Consider the following 16,729-nt stretch of genomic DNA (forward strand, 5'->3'; position numbering starts at 1 on the left):
CTCACGGCATGACGCGCACGATCTACTACACGGCGACGACGCTGGACGGCTACCTCGCGGACGAGGACGACTCGCTCGCGTGGCTGTTCGCGCAGCGGCAGGACCCGGCGGTGACGTCGGACTACGAGGACTTCGTCGGCGACGTCGGAGCGATCCTCATGGGACGCACCACCTACGAGTGGGTGCTGCGCGAGCTCGGCGACGGCGCGGCCTGGCCGTACGACCTCCCGACCGTCGTCGCCACGCACGCGGATCTCACGGCGCCGGCCGGGGCGGACGTGCGGTTCGCCCGCGGCGACGTGCGGCAGATCCACCGCGATCTCGTCAGCGCCGCGCGGGGAAAGGACGTCTGGGTCGTCGGCGGGGGCGACCTCGCCGGTCAGCTGGCCGACGCCGGTCTCCTCGACGAGCTGCGGCTCTCGGTCGCCGCCGCGACCCTCGGCGCCGGTCGGCCGCTGCTCCCGCGCCGGCTGGCGCTCGGCCTGCGCTCCGTCGTGCGGACCGGTGACTTCGTCTCGGTCGTGTACGACGTCCTCGGGCCGGGCGACCCGGTCTGGGTGGACGCCCCGACGCCGGACGGCCCGGTGCCGTAGCCGGTCGGCCCGGTGCCGTAGCCGGCGAGCGGCCGGCGCACCGGCGGAGTCTGCGGTCGGGCCGCTCAGCGGTCCCGGGCGTCCCCCGCACCGTCCTCGCGCTGCGACGCGTCCCCCAGTCCGGCGAGGAGCTTCTCGAGCAGGCCGGCGAGCTCTGCCAGCTCCGTGTCGTCCAGGGCGCCGAGCAGCTCCCCCTCCGCCGCGGCGTGCAGGGGGGCCACGTGCTCGATCACCGACAGGCCGTCGTCGGTGAGGCTGACGAGGACGCTTCGCCGGTTGTTCGGGTCCGTGGTGCGGGCGACGAGCCCCTTGTCCTCGAGGCGGCCGAGCCGGTTCGTCATGGCCGCCGCCGTCACCATCATGGAGGCGGTGAGGGCACCGGGCGTCAACGTGTACGGCGCTCCGGCGCGCCGCAGGGCCGCGAGCACGTCGTGCTCGCCCGGCTGGAGGTCGTGCTCGGCGAAGAACCCGCGCATCCCCTGCCCGATGAGGTCGGAGGCGCGCGAGACCCGGCCCGTCACGCTCATCGGGGCCCGCGGGAGCTCGGGGCGCTGCTCGCGCCACTGCTCGAGGTAGTCGCTCACTCGGTCACGCATCGACCAACAATAGTTCAATCTCGAAAAGTTTGACGAGCGAACCGCGTCCCGCTAGACTCTTTTACGTCGAAGCGTTCGGCGTCGAACGGTGTGGTCCTCTCGTTCACGTGCGGGCGGGGGAGACGGCGCCGTGCCTCACCGGTGCATCGACGGCCCTGACGACGCGGCCGCGCGTGAGGCGCGGCCAGGAGCGGCGCCCGTCCAGCGCCGAGAAGAGAGACCAGCATGACCGCCACCCCCCTCACCGGCGACACCCGTGCCGTCCGCAGCCGCGACGCCGGGCTCACCGGTCCCGCGACCCGCGCCGAGATGGACGCCCGGATCGACCGCTACGCCATCGCCCCCGGACGCGTGACCGCCCTCGACATCGTCGCCCCCACGACGCCCGCGGACCCGGCCACCCGGCCCGATCGCCACAGCATCCCCCCGGGGCGCGTGGCCGTCCTCGACCTCGCCCGGCGTCGTGACACCGAGGCGGTGTCCGGCGCCGACCGTGCCGTCGCCGTCGGCGCGATCGTCACCGGGATCGCCGCCGCCGTCGGGATCGCCGTCGGGATCGGCTGACGCCCCCGCGCCTGCGCGCCGAGTCCCCGTACCCCCCGTACCCCCCGCGCCGCGCCCCGGGAATGTCCGGGCCGCGGCGCGCCTTGCACCTCGCAGGACCCCCACCCCGAGGAGCAACGTGACCACCGAGACCCCCATCGCCGTCGACGTCTGGTCGGACATCGCCTGCCCCTGGTGCTACATCGGCAAGCGCAAGTTCGAGGCAGGCCTCGCGACGTTCCGCGAGGAGCACCCCGACGCCCCCGCGGTCGAGGTCACGTACCACTCGTTCGAGCTCTCCCCGGACACGCCGGTCGACTTCGCGGGCTCGACCGTCGAGTTCCTCGCCGAGCGCAAGGGCATGCCGGCCGACCAGGTCGAGGAGATGCTCGACCGCGTCACCGGGATCGCCGGATCGGTCGGCCTCGACTACGACTTCGACGCCGTGCAGCACGTCAACACGCTGCGCGCGCACCAGGTCATCCACCACGCCAGGGCCCACGGCCGGCAGGCCGAGGCCAAGGAGCGCCTCCTGCGGGCCTACTTCGTCGAGGGGAAGAACCTCTCCGACGTCGACGTCCTCGCGGGGCTGGCCGCCGAGATCGGGCTCGACGCCGAGCAGGTCGCCACCGACCTGCGCGCGGACCGCTGGGCCGACGACGTCCAGCAGGACATCGCCCAGGCTCGCGCCTACGGGATCCAGGGAGTGCCGTTCTTCGTCCTGGACGAGCGGTACGGCATCTCCGGCGCACAGGAGTCCGCGGCGTTCGCTCAGGCCCTCGCCCAGGTCGCCGCCGAGCGCCGGCAGACCGGGACGGCCCGGGTCGGCGCATGAGCGCCCACGACATCCGCGCCGCCGACGCACCCGCCGTGGACGGGGTTGCCGCCGACGCACCGACGTCCGAGGTTCCGCCGACCGCCCGGCCGACCCTGCTGATGCCGCTCGCGGGACTCGACCTGCCCGGCGTCGATCTCGGCACGGGACCTGCCTGCGGCCCCGCGGGCTGCTGAGGCTCAGCGCCCTCCGCGCGCCCGGGCGAGCAGGTCCCGGACGGGCCCGGCGAGCTGCTCGTCCCCGCTGGTGACGAGGACCGCCATCCTGCCGGCGTCGAGCGGGATCCCGGGGTTGTCGGCGAGGCCGGCGCCCGGACCGGTGTACTCGGTGCCGGAGTACCGCCAGTCGCCGTCGGCCCCGATCGTGCGCCGTTCCGGCTCCAACCAGCCGACGTGCCCGAGCGCGGTCCTGCCCTCGTCGCCGAGACGGAGCGGCGCGATCGGCGGCGTCGCCTCGATCCGGTAGTCGGGCGTCATGTAGGCCACGGCGAACGAGCCGCGGTCGACGACGACCATGCGGAACCGCGCGTCGCCCGTCCCCAGGTCCGACGCGTCGATCTCGTTCAGCAGGCGCTCGGTCATGTGGGGCCTGGGCCGGCGCGTCGCCCCCTCGCGCCGCGGCGGCCGTACGCGCCGGCGCAGGTAGAGGTGCAGCCGCGCGGAGCGGTAGATCCCGACGGCCGCGACGAGCAGCACGAGGGCACCGAGCACGCCGCCGACCCAGAGCGCGACCGACGGCAGGTCGCCGGGGTCCACTGAGAAGGTGCGGCGCACGCCCATCGTGATGCCGACGACGAGCAGGATCGCGAGCAGCGCCGACACAACGGCCGCCGCGAGGAGCTGGCGCAGCGCCGCCGCCACCGGGTGGGGCAGCGCGCGGGCCGAGCCCCGGTTCGTCGATCTCGCCATGGCGGAAGTCTTCCAGGTCCCGGCGGGAGTCTCGGCCGGATCGCCCGCGGAACGCGCTACGGGAGGTGCCGCAGGTCGGGTTCGATCCGCTCACGCACCTCGAGCTGGACCCCACCGGGTGCCCCGCGGACGCCCCTGCGCTCGACCTCGCCGCGCTCGCGGTCGTGAATCTGCCCGTCGCGACGCACGGCGAGACCGATGACGACGGCCCCGACGACGAGAAGCACCGCCGAGGGCAGCAGCACCCACCATCCGGACCGGTCCTGCGTGAGCGCGAACAGGAGGAACGCCCCGACGGCCCCGTAGATCCCCACCTGGAGCCGGCCGCCGATCCGGTACCGGCTCGCCGCGGCGGAGGCCGCCTCGACCACGGCGCGGTTCGGGGTGCGCAGCTGGGCCGCCGCGAGGGCGCGCCACCGCGAGCGCATCCCGAGCCAGGCCAGCACCGCGGTCACCACCACCGCGAGGCCGAGACAGCCGGCGAGCACCGCGGTCGCCGTCGTGCCCGGCCCGGTGAACATCATCCCCACGAGCAGGCCGACGGCGACGAGCCCGGTCAGGCCGGGGAGCCGGTCCAGCGGACCGAGGCGGGCGGAGCGGCGCCCGGGCCCGGCGCGTCGACGATCGGCACCCTCCGGGGCCGGGGCGTTCGACTGCCGTGCGGCTGCCTCGTGCGCGGCCACCTCCTCCTCGGCCGCGCGGGCCGCGTGCTCGCGGCGGCCGACGTCGAGCAGGAAGATCCCCACCGGCCCGGCGAGCGCGTCCGGCCCGTTGACGAGGACCTGCAGGTCCTCGCGCGAGAGGGACAGGCCCCGGCGTCGGAGGCGCTCCGTCCCGTGCGGATCGAGCCCGACCTTCGCGAGGGTGGCGTGCGCCGCCTCGGGCAGCTCGTCGAGGACGAGCGGCTCGGTGGTGGCGTGCTCGGTGCCGCGCCGCCAGGTGAGTCGCACGGCGTCGGGCCGGTCGCCCCCACCGCTGGGCACGAGGCGCATGCGCTCGGCGGAGGCCATCGCCAGCTCGCCGGCCCGTAGGTCGTCGACGCCGCCGGGAGCGCGGCCTTGAGCGCCGGGGGCTCGCCCCGGGTACCTCTCGTCCCCGGGGGCACCGCCGGGCGCGCCCGGGCCGGTCACGCCTGCCCTTCGCCGTCCGTCGGTCGGCGCACGGCGGGGCCGGTCCCCAGCCGGGCCGCCCGGATGTAGAGGGTCGCGGAGTAGATGTGCAGCGCGGCGCCGACCCAGACGAGCACGCGACCGACGTCGAGCACCTGCGGCCATACCGAGATGCCGAGGACGATGGCGCAGATGCCGAAGAAGAGCACCGCGGTGCGGGCCTTGCCCACGTGGGTGACGCGCATGCGGCCCTCCTGGGCGGCGCGGCCGGCAAGGAGGACCACGAGGAGGTCGACGAGCACGATGACGGCGACGGGCTCCCAGCGCAGGGCGTCCGCCAGGCCGAGGGCGACGACGACGAGCGCGATACCGATGCGGTCCGCCACGGGGTCGAGGATCTCGCCGGTGCGCGACTGCTGGTTCAGCGCCCGGGCGAGAAGGCCGTCCACCCAGTCCGTCACGGCCCACACCCCCACGAGGACCGGCGGCAGCCAGCTCCCCTCGGGGTCGTCGACGATCACCCAGCAGGCGGGGCCCAGCAGGAGGAAGCGCAGGAGCGTGACGACGTTGGGGATCGTCGCCCAGTCCGGCCGGCCCGACGCCTGACGAGCACGGCCGTCCGGCGTCGGATCGGTTGGCATGTCCCGAGCCTACGCGGGGCGCGCGCGGGGGTGAGAGGGGATTTCACGTTGACCGCGCCGCCTACCGTGACCGGATGAGCGACTCGCCACCCACCCTCGCCACCGATCGGCTCGTGCTGCGGGCGTGGGAGGCCGCGGACGCGGACGACGTGCTGGCCCTCTACTCGCGCCCGGAGACCGTCCGGTGGTCCGGCGGGCCGGGGACCGAGCTCGCCACGCGTGCCGACGCGCTCGAGCGCCTGGCGCGCTGGGAGGTGCGAGCCGCGCGCGGGGGACCGCGCGGGATCTGGCTCGTCACCGACCCGGCCGCCCCCACCGACCCGGCCGCCCCCACCGACCCGGCAGGGCGCTCCGACCCGGCGGTGCGGGCCGGCGGCACCGACTCCTCGGGCGCGGGTGAGGAGTCACGCCCCGTGGTCGTCGGTGACGTCCTGCTCGTCGACCTGCCCGCCAGCTCGCCGGACGGGTCCCGGCCTCCCTCGGGGGATCTCGAGATCGGCTGGCACCTGCACCCGGACCGGTGGGGGCGCGGCTATGCGACCGAGGCCGCCCGGGCGGTGCTCGCCCACGCCTGGTCCCACGGGGTCGAGAGGGTGCTCGCGGTGACCCACCCCGACAACGTGGCCTCGCAGGCCGTGGCACGGCGGATCGGCATGCGGCACGCGGGCCGGACGACGGCCTACTACGACACGGAGTGCGAGCTGTTCGTCGTCGAGGCCCCGGCTGCACGGAGATCGGTCCCGTCGGTCTGACCCGGCGGCTCGTTCGTCTGACGCGGCGGCCTGACCCGGCGGCGCGCCCCGGCCCGCGCTACCTCGCCCCGCGCTGTCTCGGCCCGGACGCCGCGCCGGCGCCCCGGCCGAGCAGGCCGCGCCCCGCGCTGTCCGGGCCGACGAGCAGGAAGGCGGCGACCATCCCGACCACGGACACGGCGGCGGGCAGCAGCATCGCCTCCCCCAGGGCGCGGGTGTACGCGTCGGCGGAGGCGCCGGTGAGGGTGCCGTCGGTCGTCCGGTCGAGCCCGCCCGGCAGGTGGACCGAGACCCGCCAGTCCATGGCCCAGGCGATCCCCGCGCTGCCGAGCACGGAGCCGACCTGACGCATCGTGTTGTAGACGCCGGAGCCCGCCCCCGCCCGCTGGAGCGGGAGCCGGCGCGTCGCCGACGTCGACATCGGCCCCCACACGTGGACCGACCCCAGTCCGTACAGGAACGACGGGACCACCAGGAGCCAGACCGGCGTCGTCGGACCCATGACGAACCAGAACGCCACGAGCGAGCAGGCGACGAGGACGAAGCCCGGACCGGCCAGCAGCCGGTTCTGCACGAGGTTGATGCGCCGGCCCACCCACCGGGCGAGCAGGATCGACACCAGTGCCTGGGGGACGAGCAGCAGGGCGGACTCCGTCGGGGACCAGCCGCGCACCGTCTGCGCGTAGATGACGAGCGGGAACATCGCCGAGGACATCGAGAACCCGATGGCCGAGACCCCGATCGACGACGCCGTGAAGTTCCGGTCCCGGAACAGCCCCAGCGGGACGAGCGGTGCGGAGGCGCCCCATGCCTGCCACGCGACGAACGCGAGGAGGACCGCGACGCCGACGCCGAGCAGCAGCGGGATCGACACCCACCCCCACACCTGCCCCCACCCGAAGCGCTCGCCCTCCTGGATGGCGAACACCGCGCAGAACGTCCCGAGCGCCGACAGGGCGACGCCGATCGGGTCGAACGTGCGGGCGTGCGGTCGCAGCCGGGGCACGAGCCGAGCGGCGAGAACGAGCCCGACGAGGCCGACCGGTACGTTGATGAGGAAGATCCATCGCCAGCCGGCCGTGTCGAGCAGGACCCCGCCGAGCACCGGCCCCACGAGCATGGCCACGCCCGCCGTCGCGCCCCACAGCGACATCGCGACGCCGCGGACCTCGGGCGCGAACGTGCGGGTGACGACGGTCATCGTCTGCGGCGTCATCAGGGCCGCGCCGAGCCCCTGCGCGACCCGCGCCGCCACGAGCATCTCGACCGTGCCGGCCAGCGCGCACCACAGCGAGGCGCCGGTGAAGACCGCGAGCCCGGTCATGTAGACGTTCTTGGGCCCGACCAGGTCGCCGAGCCGCCCGGTGACCAGCAGCGGGACCGCGTAGGCGAGCAGGTAGGCGCTCGTCACCCACATGACGGTGGTGACGTCGGAGTCGAACGCCTCCACGAGCGCGGGCGTCGCCACGGACACGATCGTCGTGTCGACGAGGATCATGAAGAACCCGAGCACGAGGGCCCACAGGGCCTTCCAGGGCGGATCGTCGGGGAGGTCGGACACGGCGCCGTCGCGCGTCCCGGTCGGTCGGGTCACCGGCCGAGCGTAGGCCGGGTGCCGACCGGGACGGTTGCCGGGCCATCGCCCGGCGTCCACGATGGTCACCACGACAGACACCGCGGCGACCCGCCGTCGCGGCGGGACGGGAGGCGCGCCGTGAGCAACCTGGAGACCCGACCGGCGGAGATGGTGCTGTCCTGCCCGGACGAGGACGGGCCGGGCATCGAGGTCGTCACCTCGCGCGTGGTCCCGCTCGGCGGGCCGCGCGCGATGCCCGTCCGGCGCACGCTGCCCAGCCGGGAGCGCAGCTTCGTCGGCGCCTGGTGCTTCGCCGACCACTACGGCCCCGACGACGTGGCCGCCACCGGCGGCATGGACGTCGCCCCCCACCCGCACACCGGCCTGCAGACCGTGTCGTGGTTGTTCACCGGGGAGGTCGAGCACCGCGACTCGGCCGGCGTCCACGCCATGGTGCGGCCCGGCGAGCTCAACCTCATGTCCTCCGGCGTGGGGATCTGCCACTCCGAGGTGTCGACCCCGCAGACCACGGTCCTGCACGGCGTGCAGCTGTGGCTCGTCCTGCCGCGCGAGGCGCGGGGCGGGCCGCGCGGCTTCCAGCACCACGCCCCGGCGCCCGTGGAGCTGCCCGGCGGCGCGGGGACGGCGTCCGTGTTCATCGGCGAGCTGCTGGGCGAGACCTCGCCGGTCGGCACCGCCACCCCGCTGCTCGGCGCCGAGATCACGCTCGAGCCGGGCGGCGTCGTCGATCTCCCGGTCCGGCCGGACTTCGAGCACGGGGTCCTGCTGGACACCGGCACGGTCGAGGTCGACGACGTGGCGATCGACCGGGCGGAGCTGGCCTTCCGGGCGCCGTGCGGCGAGACGCTGCGGATCGCGAGCACGGGGGAGGGCCCGGCGCGCGTCATCCTCCTGGGCGGCGAGCCGTTCCGCGAGGAGATCGTCATGTGGTGGAACTTCATCGGGTCCGACCACGAGGAGGTCGTCGCGGCCCGCGACGCCTGGAACGCCGGCGGCGACCCCGCGGGCGCGTACGCCGGGAGCGAGCGCTTCGGCCGCGTCGAGGGGTACGTGGGCGAACGCGCCTGGCTGCCGGCGCCCGACCTCCCGCACGTCCGGCTCCGGCCGCGGCGGAACCCGAACGCCGTGACGGACGTCGTCGCGACGTACGAGGGCGAGGAGCGATGACCGTGCCCGAGATCCCGGCGGCCGTCGACATCACGGAGGCGCACCGCCCGGCGTACCGCGCCGCCAACGGGCTGGCGACGGCCGCCCGGGAGGCGGCGGAGGCGGCCGGGATCGGCTCCGACGTCGTCGAGCTGGTCGACGTCCGGGTCTCGCAGATCAACGGGTGCGCGCGCTGCCTGAGCGTGCATGTCCCCAGGGCGAGGCGGGCAGGCGTGACTCAGCACCGCCTCGACCTGCTGACCACCTGGCGGGAGGCCTCGGTCTTCACGCGCGTCGAGCGGGCCGCGCTCGAGATCGCCGAGCTGACGACCGCCCTCCCGCACGGCGCGGCGCTCGCGGCGACCGGGGGCGCCGGCCGTCGCGGGGGCCTCACCGAGGAGCAGGTCGCGGCGATCGTCTGGGTGGCGATCACGATCGGGGCGTTCAACCGGATCTCCGTCATGTCCGGCCACGACGCGCTGCCACCGCGTGACGAGGCGGCCGCCGGACCGGCGAGGAACGGCGGGACCGACCGCAGGACCGACGAGAGGAGCGAGCGATGAGCGACGAGGTGCTGGTGGACGGGCAGGTGCCCACGATCCGCAACGACGCCGACAACCACAGGTACGTCATCGAGGTCGACGGCGACGTGCTGGGCCGGATCGACTACCGGGTGCGCGGCACGGACGTCGCGCTCACGCACACCGAGGTCGACCAGGCCCGGTCGGTCCCGGGTCTCGCGCGCAGGCTCGTCGACGAGGTGCTCGCCGACCTGCGATCCCGCGGCGCCGGCGTGCTGCCGTACTGCCCGTACGTGAAGAAGCTGATCGACGAGAACCGCGCCGAGTACATCGACCTCGTGCCCGAGGACCGGCGCGGGGAGTTCGACCTCGGGTAGCCGCGGGCGGACCGCCCCGGCGCCGTGGGGGCCGTCGCGGTGGGGTGTGATGTCCGCTACGGTCGAGGTGGGCGAGGGAAGGGGTCAGCGATGACGAACCACGTGCTGGTGGCCGGCCAGGTGCCGACCGTGCGGGACGACCCGGACCACGGCAGGTACGTGGTCGAGGTCAGCCACGTGCGGATCGGCCGGATCGACTACCACCTCCACGGCCGCATGATGGCGATGGTCCGCACCGAGGTGCACCCGGACCGCGAGACCCCGGGCCTGACGGAGCTGCTCGTCGACGGGGCGCTGGACGACGTCCGTGCGCGCGATCTGCGTGTGCTCCCGTACTGCCCGGTCGTCCGCGGGATCATCGACGCCGAGCGGGAGCGCCGTCTCGACCTCGTCCCCCGGGCGATCCGGGGCGAGTTCTTCGACGTCGAGGACGAGGCACGTCTCGCCTGAGAGCCGTGACCCGGTCCGCCGGACGGGATCGGGGCGGTCACGACCCGGTGGGCCGGTGCGCGACGACGAAGGCCCGACGAAAAGGCATGACCACGCCGATGTCGGTGGGCGGGTAGGCCTGGCGCAGGCGCTCGCGGTACTCACCCACGAACCTGTCGCGCAGCGGCTGAGGGAGCGCCTGCAGCGTGGGTCGCGCCCCGGTCCCGCTCGCCCAGGTCAGCACCGGGTCCTCGCCGGTGAGCACGTGCAGGTAGGTGGTCGACCACGCGTCGACGACGCAACCCAGGTCCGTCAGTGCCCGCAGGTACTCGACCGGCTCGCGGGACGCAGGGCCGGCTATGCCGGCCGTGTGCTCCGCGTAGGGCACCCGTGCGGCCAGCTCGCGCCTGATCGTGTGCATCGCGGTGTCGAGGTTGGCGGGCACCTGGAAGGCCAGGCACCCGCCGGGCCGGACGGCCGCGACCAGGCTCGGCAGCAGGTCGAGGTGGTCCGGGACCCACTGGAGGGTGGCGTTGGAGACGAGGACGTCGACCGGGTCGGCGGTCGCGAGCCAGTCGCGCAGGTCGGCCTGCTCGAAGCGCAGCGCGGGGCCCGCGTGGCGCGCGGCCGTGACGAGCATGGCCGCGCTCGAGTCCACCCCCACCACCTGTGCGGACGGCCATCGACGTGTGAGCCCGTGCGTCAGCTCGCCGGGGCCGCACCCCAGGTCGACGACGGAGCGCACCTCGGCGTCCGGGCCGGCCGTGCGCACGCGCGCGAGGAGGTCGACGAACGGCCGGGACCGTTCGTCGGCGTAGACGTCGTAGAGCTCGGGGTCCCAGGTGTGCGTCATCGGTGCCTCCGGTCGGTGGACCGTCAGCACACCACCACAACTATCTCGACGTCAAGATAAATCGCGCGGTGGGTGGGCGCGCGGCGTGCTGGCGCGCGGGGGCGGACACGCCGACGCCGGCCCCACCGTGCGGTGGGACCGGCGTCGGCGCTGCTACGGGTGCGGCTCGGTCAGCCGGCGTCCTCGACGATCAGGGGGTAGACGCCGTGCTCGTCGTGGACCTCGCGTCCGGTGACCGGCGGGTTGAACACGCACACGGTCTTCATCTCCGTGCGCGGGCGCACGATGTGCTTGTCGTGGTCGTTGAGCAGGTAGAGCGAGCCCGGTGCGAGCTGGTGGACCTCACCCGTGGCGAGGTCCTCGATCTCGCCCTCGCCGGAGGTGATGAACACGGCCTCGATGTGGTTCGCGTACCAGAACTCGTTGACGGTCCCCGCGTACAGCGTGGTCTCGTGCACCGAGAAGCCGACCCCCTCCTTGGCGAGGATGATGCGCTTGCTGCGCCAGTTCGGCGTCTTGATGTCGGCGTCGGTGTCGGTGATCTGGTCGAGCGTGCGGACGAGCATGGGGACCTCCCGTGAGCAGATGTCAGATGGACGGTGGCGCGCCGGGCGCCGCGATCAGGCGGAGAGGACGGAGTCCACGGCCGACTCGATGATGTCGAGGCCGCGGGCGAGCTCGTCCTCGGTGATCGTCAGGGCGGGCAGGAACTTCATGACCTCGCTGAGCGGGCCCGAGGTCTCGACGAGCAGGCCGCGCTCGAACGCCAGGGTGCACGCCTCGCCGGCCTTGTCGGCGTCGGCGAACTGCAGGCCGCGCGCCAGGCCGCGGCCCTTCGGCGTGAGGCCGTGGGCCTCGTGCTTGGCGGCGATCTGGTTGAGGCGGCTCTCCATGTACATGCCCTTGGCCGTCGTGGCCTTCTCGAGGGTGTCGTCGCTCCAGTACTCCTCGATGGCCTTGGTGGCGGTGGCGAAGGCCGGGCCGATGCCGCGGAAGGTGCCGTTGTGCTCGCCGGGCTCCCAGATGTCGAGCTCGGGACGGATGAGCGTGAGCGCCATCGGCAGGCCGTAGCCGCTGATCGACTTCGACAGGGTGATGATGTCCGGGACGATCCCGGCCTCCTCGAAGCTGAAGAAGCCGCCGGTGCGACCGCAGCCCATCTGGATGTCGTCGAGGATGAGCAGGATGCCGTGCTCCTTGCACAGGTCGGCGAGCTTGCGGAGCCACTCGGCGCGCGCGGCGTTCATGCCGCCCTCGCCCTGGACGCTCTCGACGATGACGGCGGCCGGCTCGTTGAGCCCGCTGCCGAGGTCCTGGAGCAGGCGCTCGAAGTAGAGGAAGTCGGGGTACTCGTCGTCGAAGTAGTCGTCGTACGGCATCGGGGTGGCGTGGACGAGGGGGATACCCGCGCCGCCGCGCTTCATCGAGTTGCCGGTGACCGACAGGGCGCCGAGCGTCATGCCGTGGAAGCCGTTGGTGAAGTTGACGACCGACTCCCGTCCGGTGACCTTGCGGGCGAGCTTGAGCGCCGCCTCGACCGCGTTGGCCCCGCCCGGGCCGGGGAAGACGAGCCGGTGGTCCAGGCCGCGCGGCTCGAGGATCTTGTCGTGGAACGTCTGCAGGAAGTCGTTGCGCACGTCGGTGAACATGTCCAGACCGTGGACGACCTTGTCCGCGGTGAGGTGGTCGATGAGCACCTGCTTGAGCGCGGGGTTGTTGTGCCCGTAGTTGAGGGCGCCGGCGCCGGCGAAGAAGTCGAGGTACTCGCGGCCCGTGTCGTCGGTCATCGTGCTGCCGGTCGCCGTCGTGAACGTCGTCGGCCAGCTGCGGGAGTAGCTGCGGACCTCGGACTCGAGCTCGGTGGTGGGGGGCGTCATGGTCGTCATCATCGCTCCTGTGTCGGTGTCGAGTACATCTGGTGGGCGTGCAGGCGGTGCGGTCGTGCTCGCGCGTCGGACGCGCTCGGACGCGGGGTGCCGGTGGTCGTCGACGCGTGCGCGGCGGCCCTCGGCGGGGGAGTGGGGAGGGATCAGCTCTCGGCGGGGTGCAGCGGGGTGATCACGTGGAGCACCTCGGCGTCGTGCCCGTCGGGGAAGTCGCCGGCCTCGAAGCCCGGCTCGGTGGCCAGGCCCGCGCCGTGCCGCTCCGCGAAGGAGGCGAACAGGCGCCGGGAGGCGGCGTTGTCCTCGGTGATGGTGGTCTCGAGGGTCGTGACCCCGGGGTTCCCGGCGAGCAGGTCGTCGAGGAGCCTCGCGGCGACGCCCTGCCCGCGCAGACGCTCGTCCACGGCGACCTGCCAGACGAAGAGCCGCTCCGGCGCGTCCGGACGGAGGTAGCCGGACACGAATCCGGCCACGTCACCACCGGTGACGGCCACGCGGGTGGTCGCAGCGAAGTCGCGCGCCCAGAGCAGGTACGCGTAGGAGGTGTTGAGCTCGAGGGCGCCGGAGTCGCGCGCCACGCGCCACATGCCTGCGCCGTGCGCGCGGGCCGGGCGGAGAATCTCGACGGGCCCCGTCGAGGGTGGGATGTCGATCGTCGATGTCGATGGCCTCATAAGGGACCTCCACGATATCGATCCTGATGACGTTATGCCGTGCTGTGGTGAGAGGTGCCCCACGTTCGATCGGATCCGCGCCCCAGAAATATTGCTTATCGATAGATCGCGATCGATACTCGGTGCATGCTGCGCACCCCGTGGATCGTCACCCTCCTCCGGGTCGGCCTCGTCGCCGCCACCGTCTGGCTCACCGTCCTCCAGGTGTTCTCCCTGCCGGGCTGGTTCGCGCACGACGCGGGCCCGGAGGACGCGCACGTGCGGATCCCCGCACAGGTGGTCGCCGTCGTCGTCCTGGTGTGCATCCAGGTCGTCGTCGTGTGCATCTGGCGACTGCTCACGCTCGTCCGCCGGGACCAGATCTTCGGCCACGAGTCCCGCCGCTGGGTCGATGCCGTCGTCGTCGCGCTCGCGGTGGCATGGGTGCTCGTCGCCTCGCTCGCGCTCTACCTCTGCGTGCTCGTCTATCTCGGTCCCGAGCGCGACCCGGGGTTCCCGATGCTGATGACCGGCGTGGTCGTGCTCTCCGCGCTCCCGGTCCTGCTCATGGTCGTCATGCGCGGCCTGCTCAGGCAGGCCTCGGACTACCGGGCAGAGCTCGCCGAGGTGATCTGATGGCGATCGTCGTGCGCCTCGACGTCGAGCTCGCGCGCCGCAAGCTCGGCGTGGGTGAGTTCGCGGACCTCGTCGGGCTCACGCCCGCGAACGTCGCGGTGCTGAAGAACGGGCGGGCGCGGGCGATCCGGTTCAGCACCCTCGAGGCCATCTGCCGGGTGCTCGAGTGCCAGCCGGGAGACATCCTCGAGCACGTGCCCGACGAGCCCGGCGAGCCCAGCGGCTCGGCTGGGCCCGACGAGCCCGCCTGACGAACACCCGGCTCAGCTGGGCCGCTGGGCCGGCATCCTCTCGGCGGTCCGTGCGGGGTCCCGCTCGACGACGTCGCCGAGCGCCTCGTCGATGCGAGCCATGTGCTCCGGCTCGAGCCGCACGCCGGACGCGCGGACGTTCTCCGTGACCTGCTCGGGCCGGGAGGCGCCGACGATCGCGGCCGCCACGTTCTCGTTCTGCAGGACCCAGGCCAGCGCCAGCTGCGACATCGTCAGTCCGACCGCGTCGGCGACCGGGCGCAGCTCCTGGACGCGGCCGAGCAGCTCGGGGGTCATCCACCGCGAGATGGCGTTCCTCGTCGACTCGTGCGCCGCGCGGGAGCCCGCCGGCGCGTCGGCGTCGGGCAGGTACTTGCCCGACAGGACGCCCTGGGCCATCGGGCTCCACACGATCTGCGAGACGCCGAGCTCCGCAGACGTGGGAACGACCTCGCCCTCGATGACCCGCCAGAGCATCGAGTACTCGGGCTGCGAGGAGATGAGCTGGAAGCCGAGCTGGTGGGCCAGCGAGACGCCGTCGCGGATCTGCTCGGCCGTCCACTCGCTGACACCGATGTAGAGAGCCTTGCCCTGCCGCACGACGTCGGCGAACGCCTGCATCGTCTCCTCGAGCGGCGTCTCCACGTCGAAGCGGTGCGCCTGGTAGAGGTCGACGTGGTCGGTGCGCAGGCGCCGCAGCGAGGCGTCGATCGACTCCATGATGTGCTTGCGGGACAGCCCGGAGTCGTTGGGCCCCTTGGGGCCGGTGGCGTTGTAGACCTTGGTGAAGATCTCCAGCGACTCGCGCCGCTCCCCGGCCAGGGCGTCGCCCAGGACCGACTCCGCCGCGGTGTTCGCGTAGCTGTCGGAGGTGTCGAAGCTCGTGATGCCTGCGTCCAGCGCGGCGCGGACGCAGGCGGTGGCCACGTCGTTCTCGACCTGCGAGCCGTGGGTGAGCCAGTTGCCGTAGGTGATCTCGGAGATCTTCAGGCCGGATCGGCCGAGGTAGCGGTGCTCCATGGGTCGAGCGTATGCGGCTGCGCAAGCGCAGGACGCGCGTTCGTCGCTAGCGTGAGGTCATGTCCCACGACGCCGAGGGCGAGGGCCCCGCGAGCGGCCACGGTCAGCACGCGCACGACGACGAGCACGCCCACGCCGACGGTCACGGTCACGAGGGGCACGCGCACGGCGCCCCGCTCGCGCCCGACGACCCCCGGCTGCTCCGGGTCCAGCAGCGCCTGGACGAGGCGCGCGCCGCCGTGCGGCCCTCGGGCCTGCCGGCGCCGCGTGCCACGGGCACGGTCACCCCGGGTACGACGCCGGGCCGGGTCCACGTCGTCATCACTCGCCGGCTCCCGGTCCCGCAGTCCGTGGCCTGGTACAACCTGGCGACCAGCGCCGGCCTGGCCCGCTGGTTCGGGCCCTTCGACGGCGACCCCCGTTCCGGCCGCGTCGACGTCACGATGCTCGCCGAGGAGGGCCACCCGACGATGCCGATCGACGTCGTCGAGTGCCGGGCGCCCGAGCGGCTCGTCGTGCGGTCGGTGGGCGAGGGGGCCTGGGACCTCGCCGTCGACCTGCAGCCCGACGTCGAGGCGTGCTTCGCCACGCTCACCCACCTGGACGTGGACCCGGCGATCGTCGGCGACGTCGGACCGGGCTGGGAGTTCTACATGGACCGGCTGCTCGCCGCGGAGAGCGGCGGGGACCCCACGGCCGTCGACTTCTCCGAGTACCACCCGGCGATGGCGGAGCACTTCACCGAGCAGCTCTGAGGCATGCGCCCGGACCGACCGGTCCAGGCCGGCCCGACGAGCAGCGAGCGTGCCGTCAGTCCACGTTCTCCGTGCCGCCGCCCTGGCGACGGCTCAGCTCGTCGTCGAGGCGCAACAGTCCGGGCCCGTCGTCGCCGACGAGCTCGATCCGGGCGAGGATCTCGCCCACGGTCGACTCCTCCTCGATCTGCTCGTCGACGAACCAGTTCAGCAGCGGGCGGGCGTCGATGTCGCCCTCGGCGTCGGCGGCGCGGTACAGGTTGCGGATCGACTCGGAGACGATCTGCTCGTGCTCGAGCGCGGCGGCGAACGCCTCGGCGGGGGAGAGGCCCGTCTTCACCGCCGGCGCGTCGACGGCCCCGATCGAGGGGCTGTTGCCCCGGTCGATCACGTGGTCGATGAACTTGTTGGCGTGGACGATCTCCTCGTCCGCCTGGTGCCTCAGCCAGAGCGCCATGCCCGGCAGGTCCTGGACGTCCATCTCGATCGCGAGCTGGCGGTAGGCCTGGGACGAGGCGAACTCGAGCGTGATCTGGTCGTCGAACGCGGGCATCAGCGACTCGGAGATCTTCATGGTGTCGAACCTATGACCATGGGGCCGTCGGCTCAAGAGGGCGACCGTGCCGGACGA

General features: G+C 73.5%; 23 protein-coding genes. 12 read left to right on the forward strand and 11 right to left on the reverse strand.

The annotated features are described in order from the left end of the window. The first annotated feature begins 8 nt into the window (after nucleotides 1-8). A complete protein-coding gene (locus ACPYO4_RS00920; protein WP_425707316.1) occupies nucleotides 9-593 on the forward strand; it encodes a dihydrofolate reductase family protein in 585 nt (194 codons plus the stop codon). Between the two features lie 65 nt (nucleotides 594-658). Here ACPYO4_RS00920 and ACPYO4_RS00925 read toward each other — a convergent pair whose 3' ends face one another. Continuing rightward, nucleotides 659-1,189, reverse strand: a complete 531-nt coding sequence (locus tag ACPYO4_RS00925; protein ID WP_425707317.1) for a MarR family winged helix-turn-helix transcriptional regulator — start codon at nucleotides 1,187-1,189, stop codon at nucleotides 659-661. A 225-nt stretch (nucleotides 1,190-1,414) separates the two neighbouring features. Here ACPYO4_RS00925 and ACPYO4_RS00930 point away from each other — a divergent pair, with 225 nt between their 5' ends. The 3 genes from ACPYO4_RS00930 to ACPYO4_RS00940 all read left to right on the forward strand — a co-directional run bounded on the left by ACPYO4_RS00930 (nucleotide 1,415) and on the right by ACPYO4_RS00940 (nucleotide 2,743). Continuing rightward, complete coding sequence (locus ACPYO4_RS00930) at nucleotides 1,415-1,753, forward strand: hypothetical protein (protein ID WP_425707318.1); 339 nt, start codon at nucleotides 1,415-1,417, stop codon at nucleotides 1,751-1,753. 118 nt (nucleotides 1,754-1,871) lie between these two features. Next, complete coding sequence (locus tag ACPYO4_RS00935) at nucleotides 1,872-2,567, forward strand: DsbA family oxidoreductase (protein WP_425707319.1); 696 nt, start codon at nucleotides 1,872-1,874, stop codon at nucleotides 2,565-2,567. Beyond that, nucleotides 2,564-2,743 (forward strand): hypothetical protein, encoded by a 180-nt coding sequence (locus tag ACPYO4_RS00940; protein WP_425707320.1) that lies wholly within the window; start codon nucleotides 2,564-2,566, stop codon nucleotides 2,741-2,743. Before ACPYO4_RS00935 ends, ACPYO4_RS00940 begins: the two co-directional genes overlap by 4 nt. Nucleotides 2,744-2,746: 3 nt before the next feature. Here ACPYO4_RS00940 and ACPYO4_RS00945 read toward each other — a convergent pair whose 3' ends face one another. Genes ACPYO4_RS00945 through ACPYO4_RS00955 form a run of 3 tightly spaced genes read right to left on the reverse strand, consistent with a single transcriptional unit; the run spans nucleotide 2,747 to nucleotide 5,225 of the window. Next, nucleotides 2,747-3,475, reverse strand: coding sequence for a hypothetical protein (locus ACPYO4_RS00945; protein WP_425707321.1), 729 nt, complete (start codon nucleotides 3,473-3,475; stop codon nucleotides 2,747-2,749). A 56-nt stretch (nucleotides 3,476-3,531) separates the two neighbouring features. Next, the gene (locus tag ACPYO4_RS00950) at nucleotides 3,532-4,605 is read right to left on the reverse strand and encodes a hypothetical protein (RefSeq protein ID WP_425707322.1); all 1,074 of its coding nucleotides are present in this window, start codon (nucleotides 4,603-4,605) and stop codon (nucleotides 3,532-3,534) included. Next, nucleotides 4,602-5,225, reverse strand: a complete 624-nt coding sequence (locus tag ACPYO4_RS00955; protein WP_425707323.1) for a CDP-alcohol phosphatidyltransferase family protein — start codon at nucleotides 5,223-5,225, stop codon at nucleotides 4,602-4,604. Before ACPYO4_RS00955 ends, ACPYO4_RS00950 begins: the two co-directional genes overlap by 4 nt. Nucleotides 5,226-5,299: 74 nt before the next feature. Here ACPYO4_RS00955 and ACPYO4_RS00960 point away from each other — a divergent pair, with 74 nt between their 5' ends. Then, entirely contained in the window at nucleotides 5,300-5,977 is a 678-nt protein-coding gene (locus tag ACPYO4_RS00960) for a GNAT family N-acetyltransferase (protein ID WP_425707324.1), read from the forward strand. 58 nt (nucleotides 5,978-6,035) lie between these two features. Here ACPYO4_RS00960 and ACPYO4_RS00965 read toward each other — a convergent pair whose 3' ends face one another. Further along, on the reverse strand, nucleotides 6,036-7,571 hold the full coding sequence (locus ACPYO4_RS00965) for a DHA2 family efflux MFS transporter permease subunit (protein WP_425707325.1): 1,536 nt from the start codon (nucleotides 7,569-7,571) through the stop codon (nucleotides 6,036-6,038). Nucleotides 7,572-7,691: 120 nt separating this feature from the next. Between ACPYO4_RS00965 and ACPYO4_RS00970 the strand changes: the two genes are divergently transcribed. The 4 genes from ACPYO4_RS00970 to ACPYO4_RS00985 all read left to right on the forward strand — a co-directional run bounded on the left by ACPYO4_RS00970 (nucleotide 7,692) and on the right by ACPYO4_RS00985 (nucleotide 10,068). Then, nucleotides 7,692-8,741 (forward strand): pirin family protein, encoded by a 1,050-nt coding sequence (locus tag ACPYO4_RS00970; RefSeq protein ID WP_425707326.1) that lies wholly within the window; start codon nucleotides 7,692-7,694, stop codon nucleotides 8,739-8,741. After that, nucleotides 8,738-9,283 carry a carboxymuconolactone decarboxylase family protein gene (locus ACPYO4_RS00975; RefSeq protein WP_425707327.1) on the forward strand — a complete coding sequence of 182 codons (546 nt, stop codon included), beginning with the start codon at nucleotides 8,738-8,740 and terminating at the stop codon, nucleotides 9,281-9,283. The genes ACPYO4_RS00970 and ACPYO4_RS00975 overlap by 4 nt, the downstream gene beginning before the upstream one ends. Next, nucleotides 9,280-9,618 carry a GNAT family N-acetyltransferase gene (locus tag ACPYO4_RS00980; protein ID WP_425707328.1) on the forward strand — a complete coding sequence of 113 codons (339 nt, stop codon included), beginning with the start codon at nucleotides 9,280-9,282 and terminating at the stop codon, nucleotides 9,616-9,618. The genes ACPYO4_RS00975 and ACPYO4_RS00980 overlap by 4 nt, the downstream gene beginning before the upstream one ends. 90 nt (nucleotides 9,619-9,708) lie before the next feature. After that, a complete protein-coding gene (locus ACPYO4_RS00985) occupies nucleotides 9,709-10,068 on the forward strand; it encodes a GNAT family N-acetyltransferase (protein ID WP_425707329.1) in 360 nt (119 codons plus the stop codon). A gap of 37 nt (nucleotides 10,069-10,105) precedes the next feature. On the opposite strand, the gene ACPYO4_RS00990 is transcribed toward ACPYO4_RS00985, so the two are convergent. From ACPYO4_RS00990 to ectA, 4 genes are all read right to left on the reverse strand, one after another. Further along, the gene (locus ACPYO4_RS00990; RefSeq protein ID WP_425707330.1) at nucleotides 10,106-10,900 is read right to left on the reverse strand and encodes a methyltransferase domain-containing protein; all 795 of its coding nucleotides are present in this window, start codon (nucleotides 10,898-10,900) and stop codon (nucleotides 10,106-10,108) included. A 170-nt stretch (nucleotides 10,901-11,070) separates the two neighbouring features. After that, nucleotides 11,071-11,466, reverse strand: a complete 396-nt coding sequence (locus ACPYO4_RS00995) for an ectoine synthase (protein ID WP_425707331.1) — start codon at nucleotides 11,464-11,466, stop codon at nucleotides 11,071-11,073. Between the two features lie 54 nt (nucleotides 11,467-11,520). Next, nucleotides 11,521-12,777 (reverse strand): diaminobutyrate--2-oxoglutarate transaminase, encoded by a 1,257-nt coding sequence (ectB, locus tag ACPYO4_RS01000; protein WP_425707332.1) that lies wholly within the window; start codon nucleotides 12,775-12,777, stop codon nucleotides 11,521-11,523. A gap of 152 nt (nucleotides 12,778-12,929) precedes the next feature. Beyond that, a complete protein-coding gene (gene ectA / locus ACPYO4_RS01005) occupies nucleotides 12,930-13,457 on the reverse strand; it encodes a diaminobutyrate acetyltransferase (protein WP_425707333.1) in 528 nt (175 codons plus the stop codon). 126 nt (nucleotides 13,458-13,583) lie between these two features. On the opposite strand from ectA, the gene ACPYO4_RS01010 reads away from it, so the two are divergent. Beyond that, entirely contained in the window at nucleotides 13,584-14,072 is a 489-nt protein-coding gene (locus tag ACPYO4_RS01010; protein ID WP_425707334.1) for a DUF2975 domain-containing protein, read from the forward strand. Continuing rightward, nucleotides 14,072-14,323 (forward strand): helix-turn-helix domain-containing protein, encoded by a 252-nt coding sequence (locus ACPYO4_RS01015; RefSeq protein WP_425707335.1) that lies wholly within the window; start codon nucleotides 14,072-14,074, stop codon nucleotides 14,321-14,323. The genes ACPYO4_RS01010 and ACPYO4_RS01015 overlap by 1 nt, the downstream gene beginning before the upstream one ends. Before the next feature lie 12 nt (nucleotides 14,324-14,335). On the opposite strand, the gene ACPYO4_RS01020 is transcribed toward ACPYO4_RS01015, so the two are convergent. After that, nucleotides 14,336-15,343, reverse strand: coding sequence for an aldo/keto reductase family protein (locus tag ACPYO4_RS01020; RefSeq protein ID WP_425707336.1), 1,008 nt, complete (start codon nucleotides 15,341-15,343; stop codon nucleotides 14,336-14,338). 59 nt (nucleotides 15,344-15,402) lie between these two features. Here ACPYO4_RS01020 and ACPYO4_RS01025 point away from each other — a divergent pair, with 59 nt between their 5' ends. After that, nucleotides 15,403-16,098, forward strand: coding sequence for a hypothetical protein (locus ACPYO4_RS01025; protein ID WP_425707337.1), 696 nt, complete (start codon nucleotides 15,403-15,405; stop codon nucleotides 16,096-16,098). Nucleotides 16,099-16,153: 55 nt separating this feature from the next. Here the strand turns inward: ACPYO4_RS01025 and ACPYO4_RS01030 are convergent, their stop codons facing one another. Further along, the gene (locus tag ACPYO4_RS01030; protein ID WP_425707338.1) at nucleotides 16,154-16,672 is read right to left on the reverse strand and encodes a ferritin; all 519 of its coding nucleotides are present in this window, start codon (nucleotides 16,670-16,672) and stop codon (nucleotides 16,154-16,156) included. Nucleotides 16,673-16,729: the final 57 nt, after the last annotated feature.

Origin of the sequence: Georgenia sp. Z1491 (assembly GCF_049856175.1) — a bacterium.
Classification (GTDB): Bacteria; Actinomycetota; Actinomycetes; order Actinomycetales; family Actinomycetaceae; genus JB111.

Coding starts and splice junctions, on each gene's coding strand:
- ectA (WP_425707333.1), bottom strand. CDS start 13,457: ATGAGGCCATCGACATCGACGATCGACATCCCACCCTCGACGGGGCCC.
- ACPYO4_RS01020 (WP_425707336.1), bottom strand. CDS start 15,343: ATGGAGCACCGCTACCTCGGCCGATCCGGCCTGAAGATCTCCGAGATC.
- ACPYO4_RS00990 (WP_425707330.1), bottom strand. CDS start 10,900: ATGACGCACACCTGGGACCCCGAGCTCTACGACGTCTACGCCGACGAA.
- ACPYO4_RS00920 (WP_425707316.1), top strand. CDS start 9: ATGACGCGCACGATCTACTACACGGCGACGACGCTGGACGGCTACCTC.
- ACPYO4_RS01015 (WP_425707335.1), top strand. CDS start 14,072: ATGGCGATCGTCGTGCGCCTCGACGTCGAGCTCGCGCGCCGCAAGCTC.
- ACPYO4_RS00985 (WP_425707329.1), top strand. CDS start 9,709: ATGACGAACCACGTGCTGGTGGCCGGCCAGGTGCCGACCGTGCGGGAC.
- ACPYO4_RS00995 (WP_425707331.1), bottom strand. CDS start 11,466: ATGCTCGTCCGCACGCTCGACCAGATCACCGACACCGACGCCGACATC.
- ACPYO4_RS00925 (WP_425707317.1), bottom strand. CDS start 1,189: ATGCGTGACCGAGTGAGCGACTACCTCGAGCAGTGGCGCGAGCAGCGC.
- ACPYO4_RS00945 (WP_425707321.1), bottom strand. CDS start 3,475: ATGGCGAGATCGACGAACCGGGGCTCGGCCCGCGCGCTGCCCCACCCG.
- ACPYO4_RS00930 (WP_425707318.1), top strand. CDS start 1,415: ATGACCGCCACCCCCCTCACCGGCGACACCCGTGCCGTCCGCAGCCGC.
- ACPYO4_RS01025 (WP_425707337.1), top strand. CDS start 15,403: ATGTCCCACGACGCCGAGGGCGAGGGCCCCGCGAGCGGCCACGGTCAG.
- ACPYO4_RS00975 (WP_425707327.1), top strand. CDS start 8,738: ATGACCGTGCCCGAGATCCCGGCGGCCGTCGACATCACGGAGGCGCAC.
- ACPYO4_RS00960 (WP_425707324.1), top strand. CDS start 5,300: ATGAGCGACTCGCCACCCACCCTCGCCACCGATCGGCTCGTGCTGCGG.
- ACPYO4_RS00940 (WP_425707320.1), top strand. CDS start 2,564: ATGAGCGCCCACGACATCCGCGCCGCCGACGCACCCGCCGTGGACGGG.
- ACPYO4_RS01010 (WP_425707334.1), top strand. CDS start 13,584: ATGCTGCGCACCCCGTGGATCGTCACCCTCCTCCGGGTCGGCCTCGTC.
- ACPYO4_RS01030 (WP_425707338.1), bottom strand. CDS start 16,672: ATGAAGATCTCCGAGTCGCTGATGCCCGCGTTCGACGACCAGATCACG.
- ACPYO4_RS00955 (WP_425707323.1), bottom strand. CDS start 5,225: ATGCCAACCGATCCGACGCCGGACGGCCGTGCTCGTCAGGCGTCGGGC.
- ectB (WP_425707332.1), bottom strand. CDS start 12,777: ATGACGCCCCCCACCACCGAGCTCGAGTCCGAGGTCCGCAGCTACTCC.
- ACPYO4_RS00980 (WP_425707328.1), top strand. CDS start 9,280: ATGAGCGACGAGGTGCTGGTGGACGGGCAGGTGCCCACGATCCGCAAC.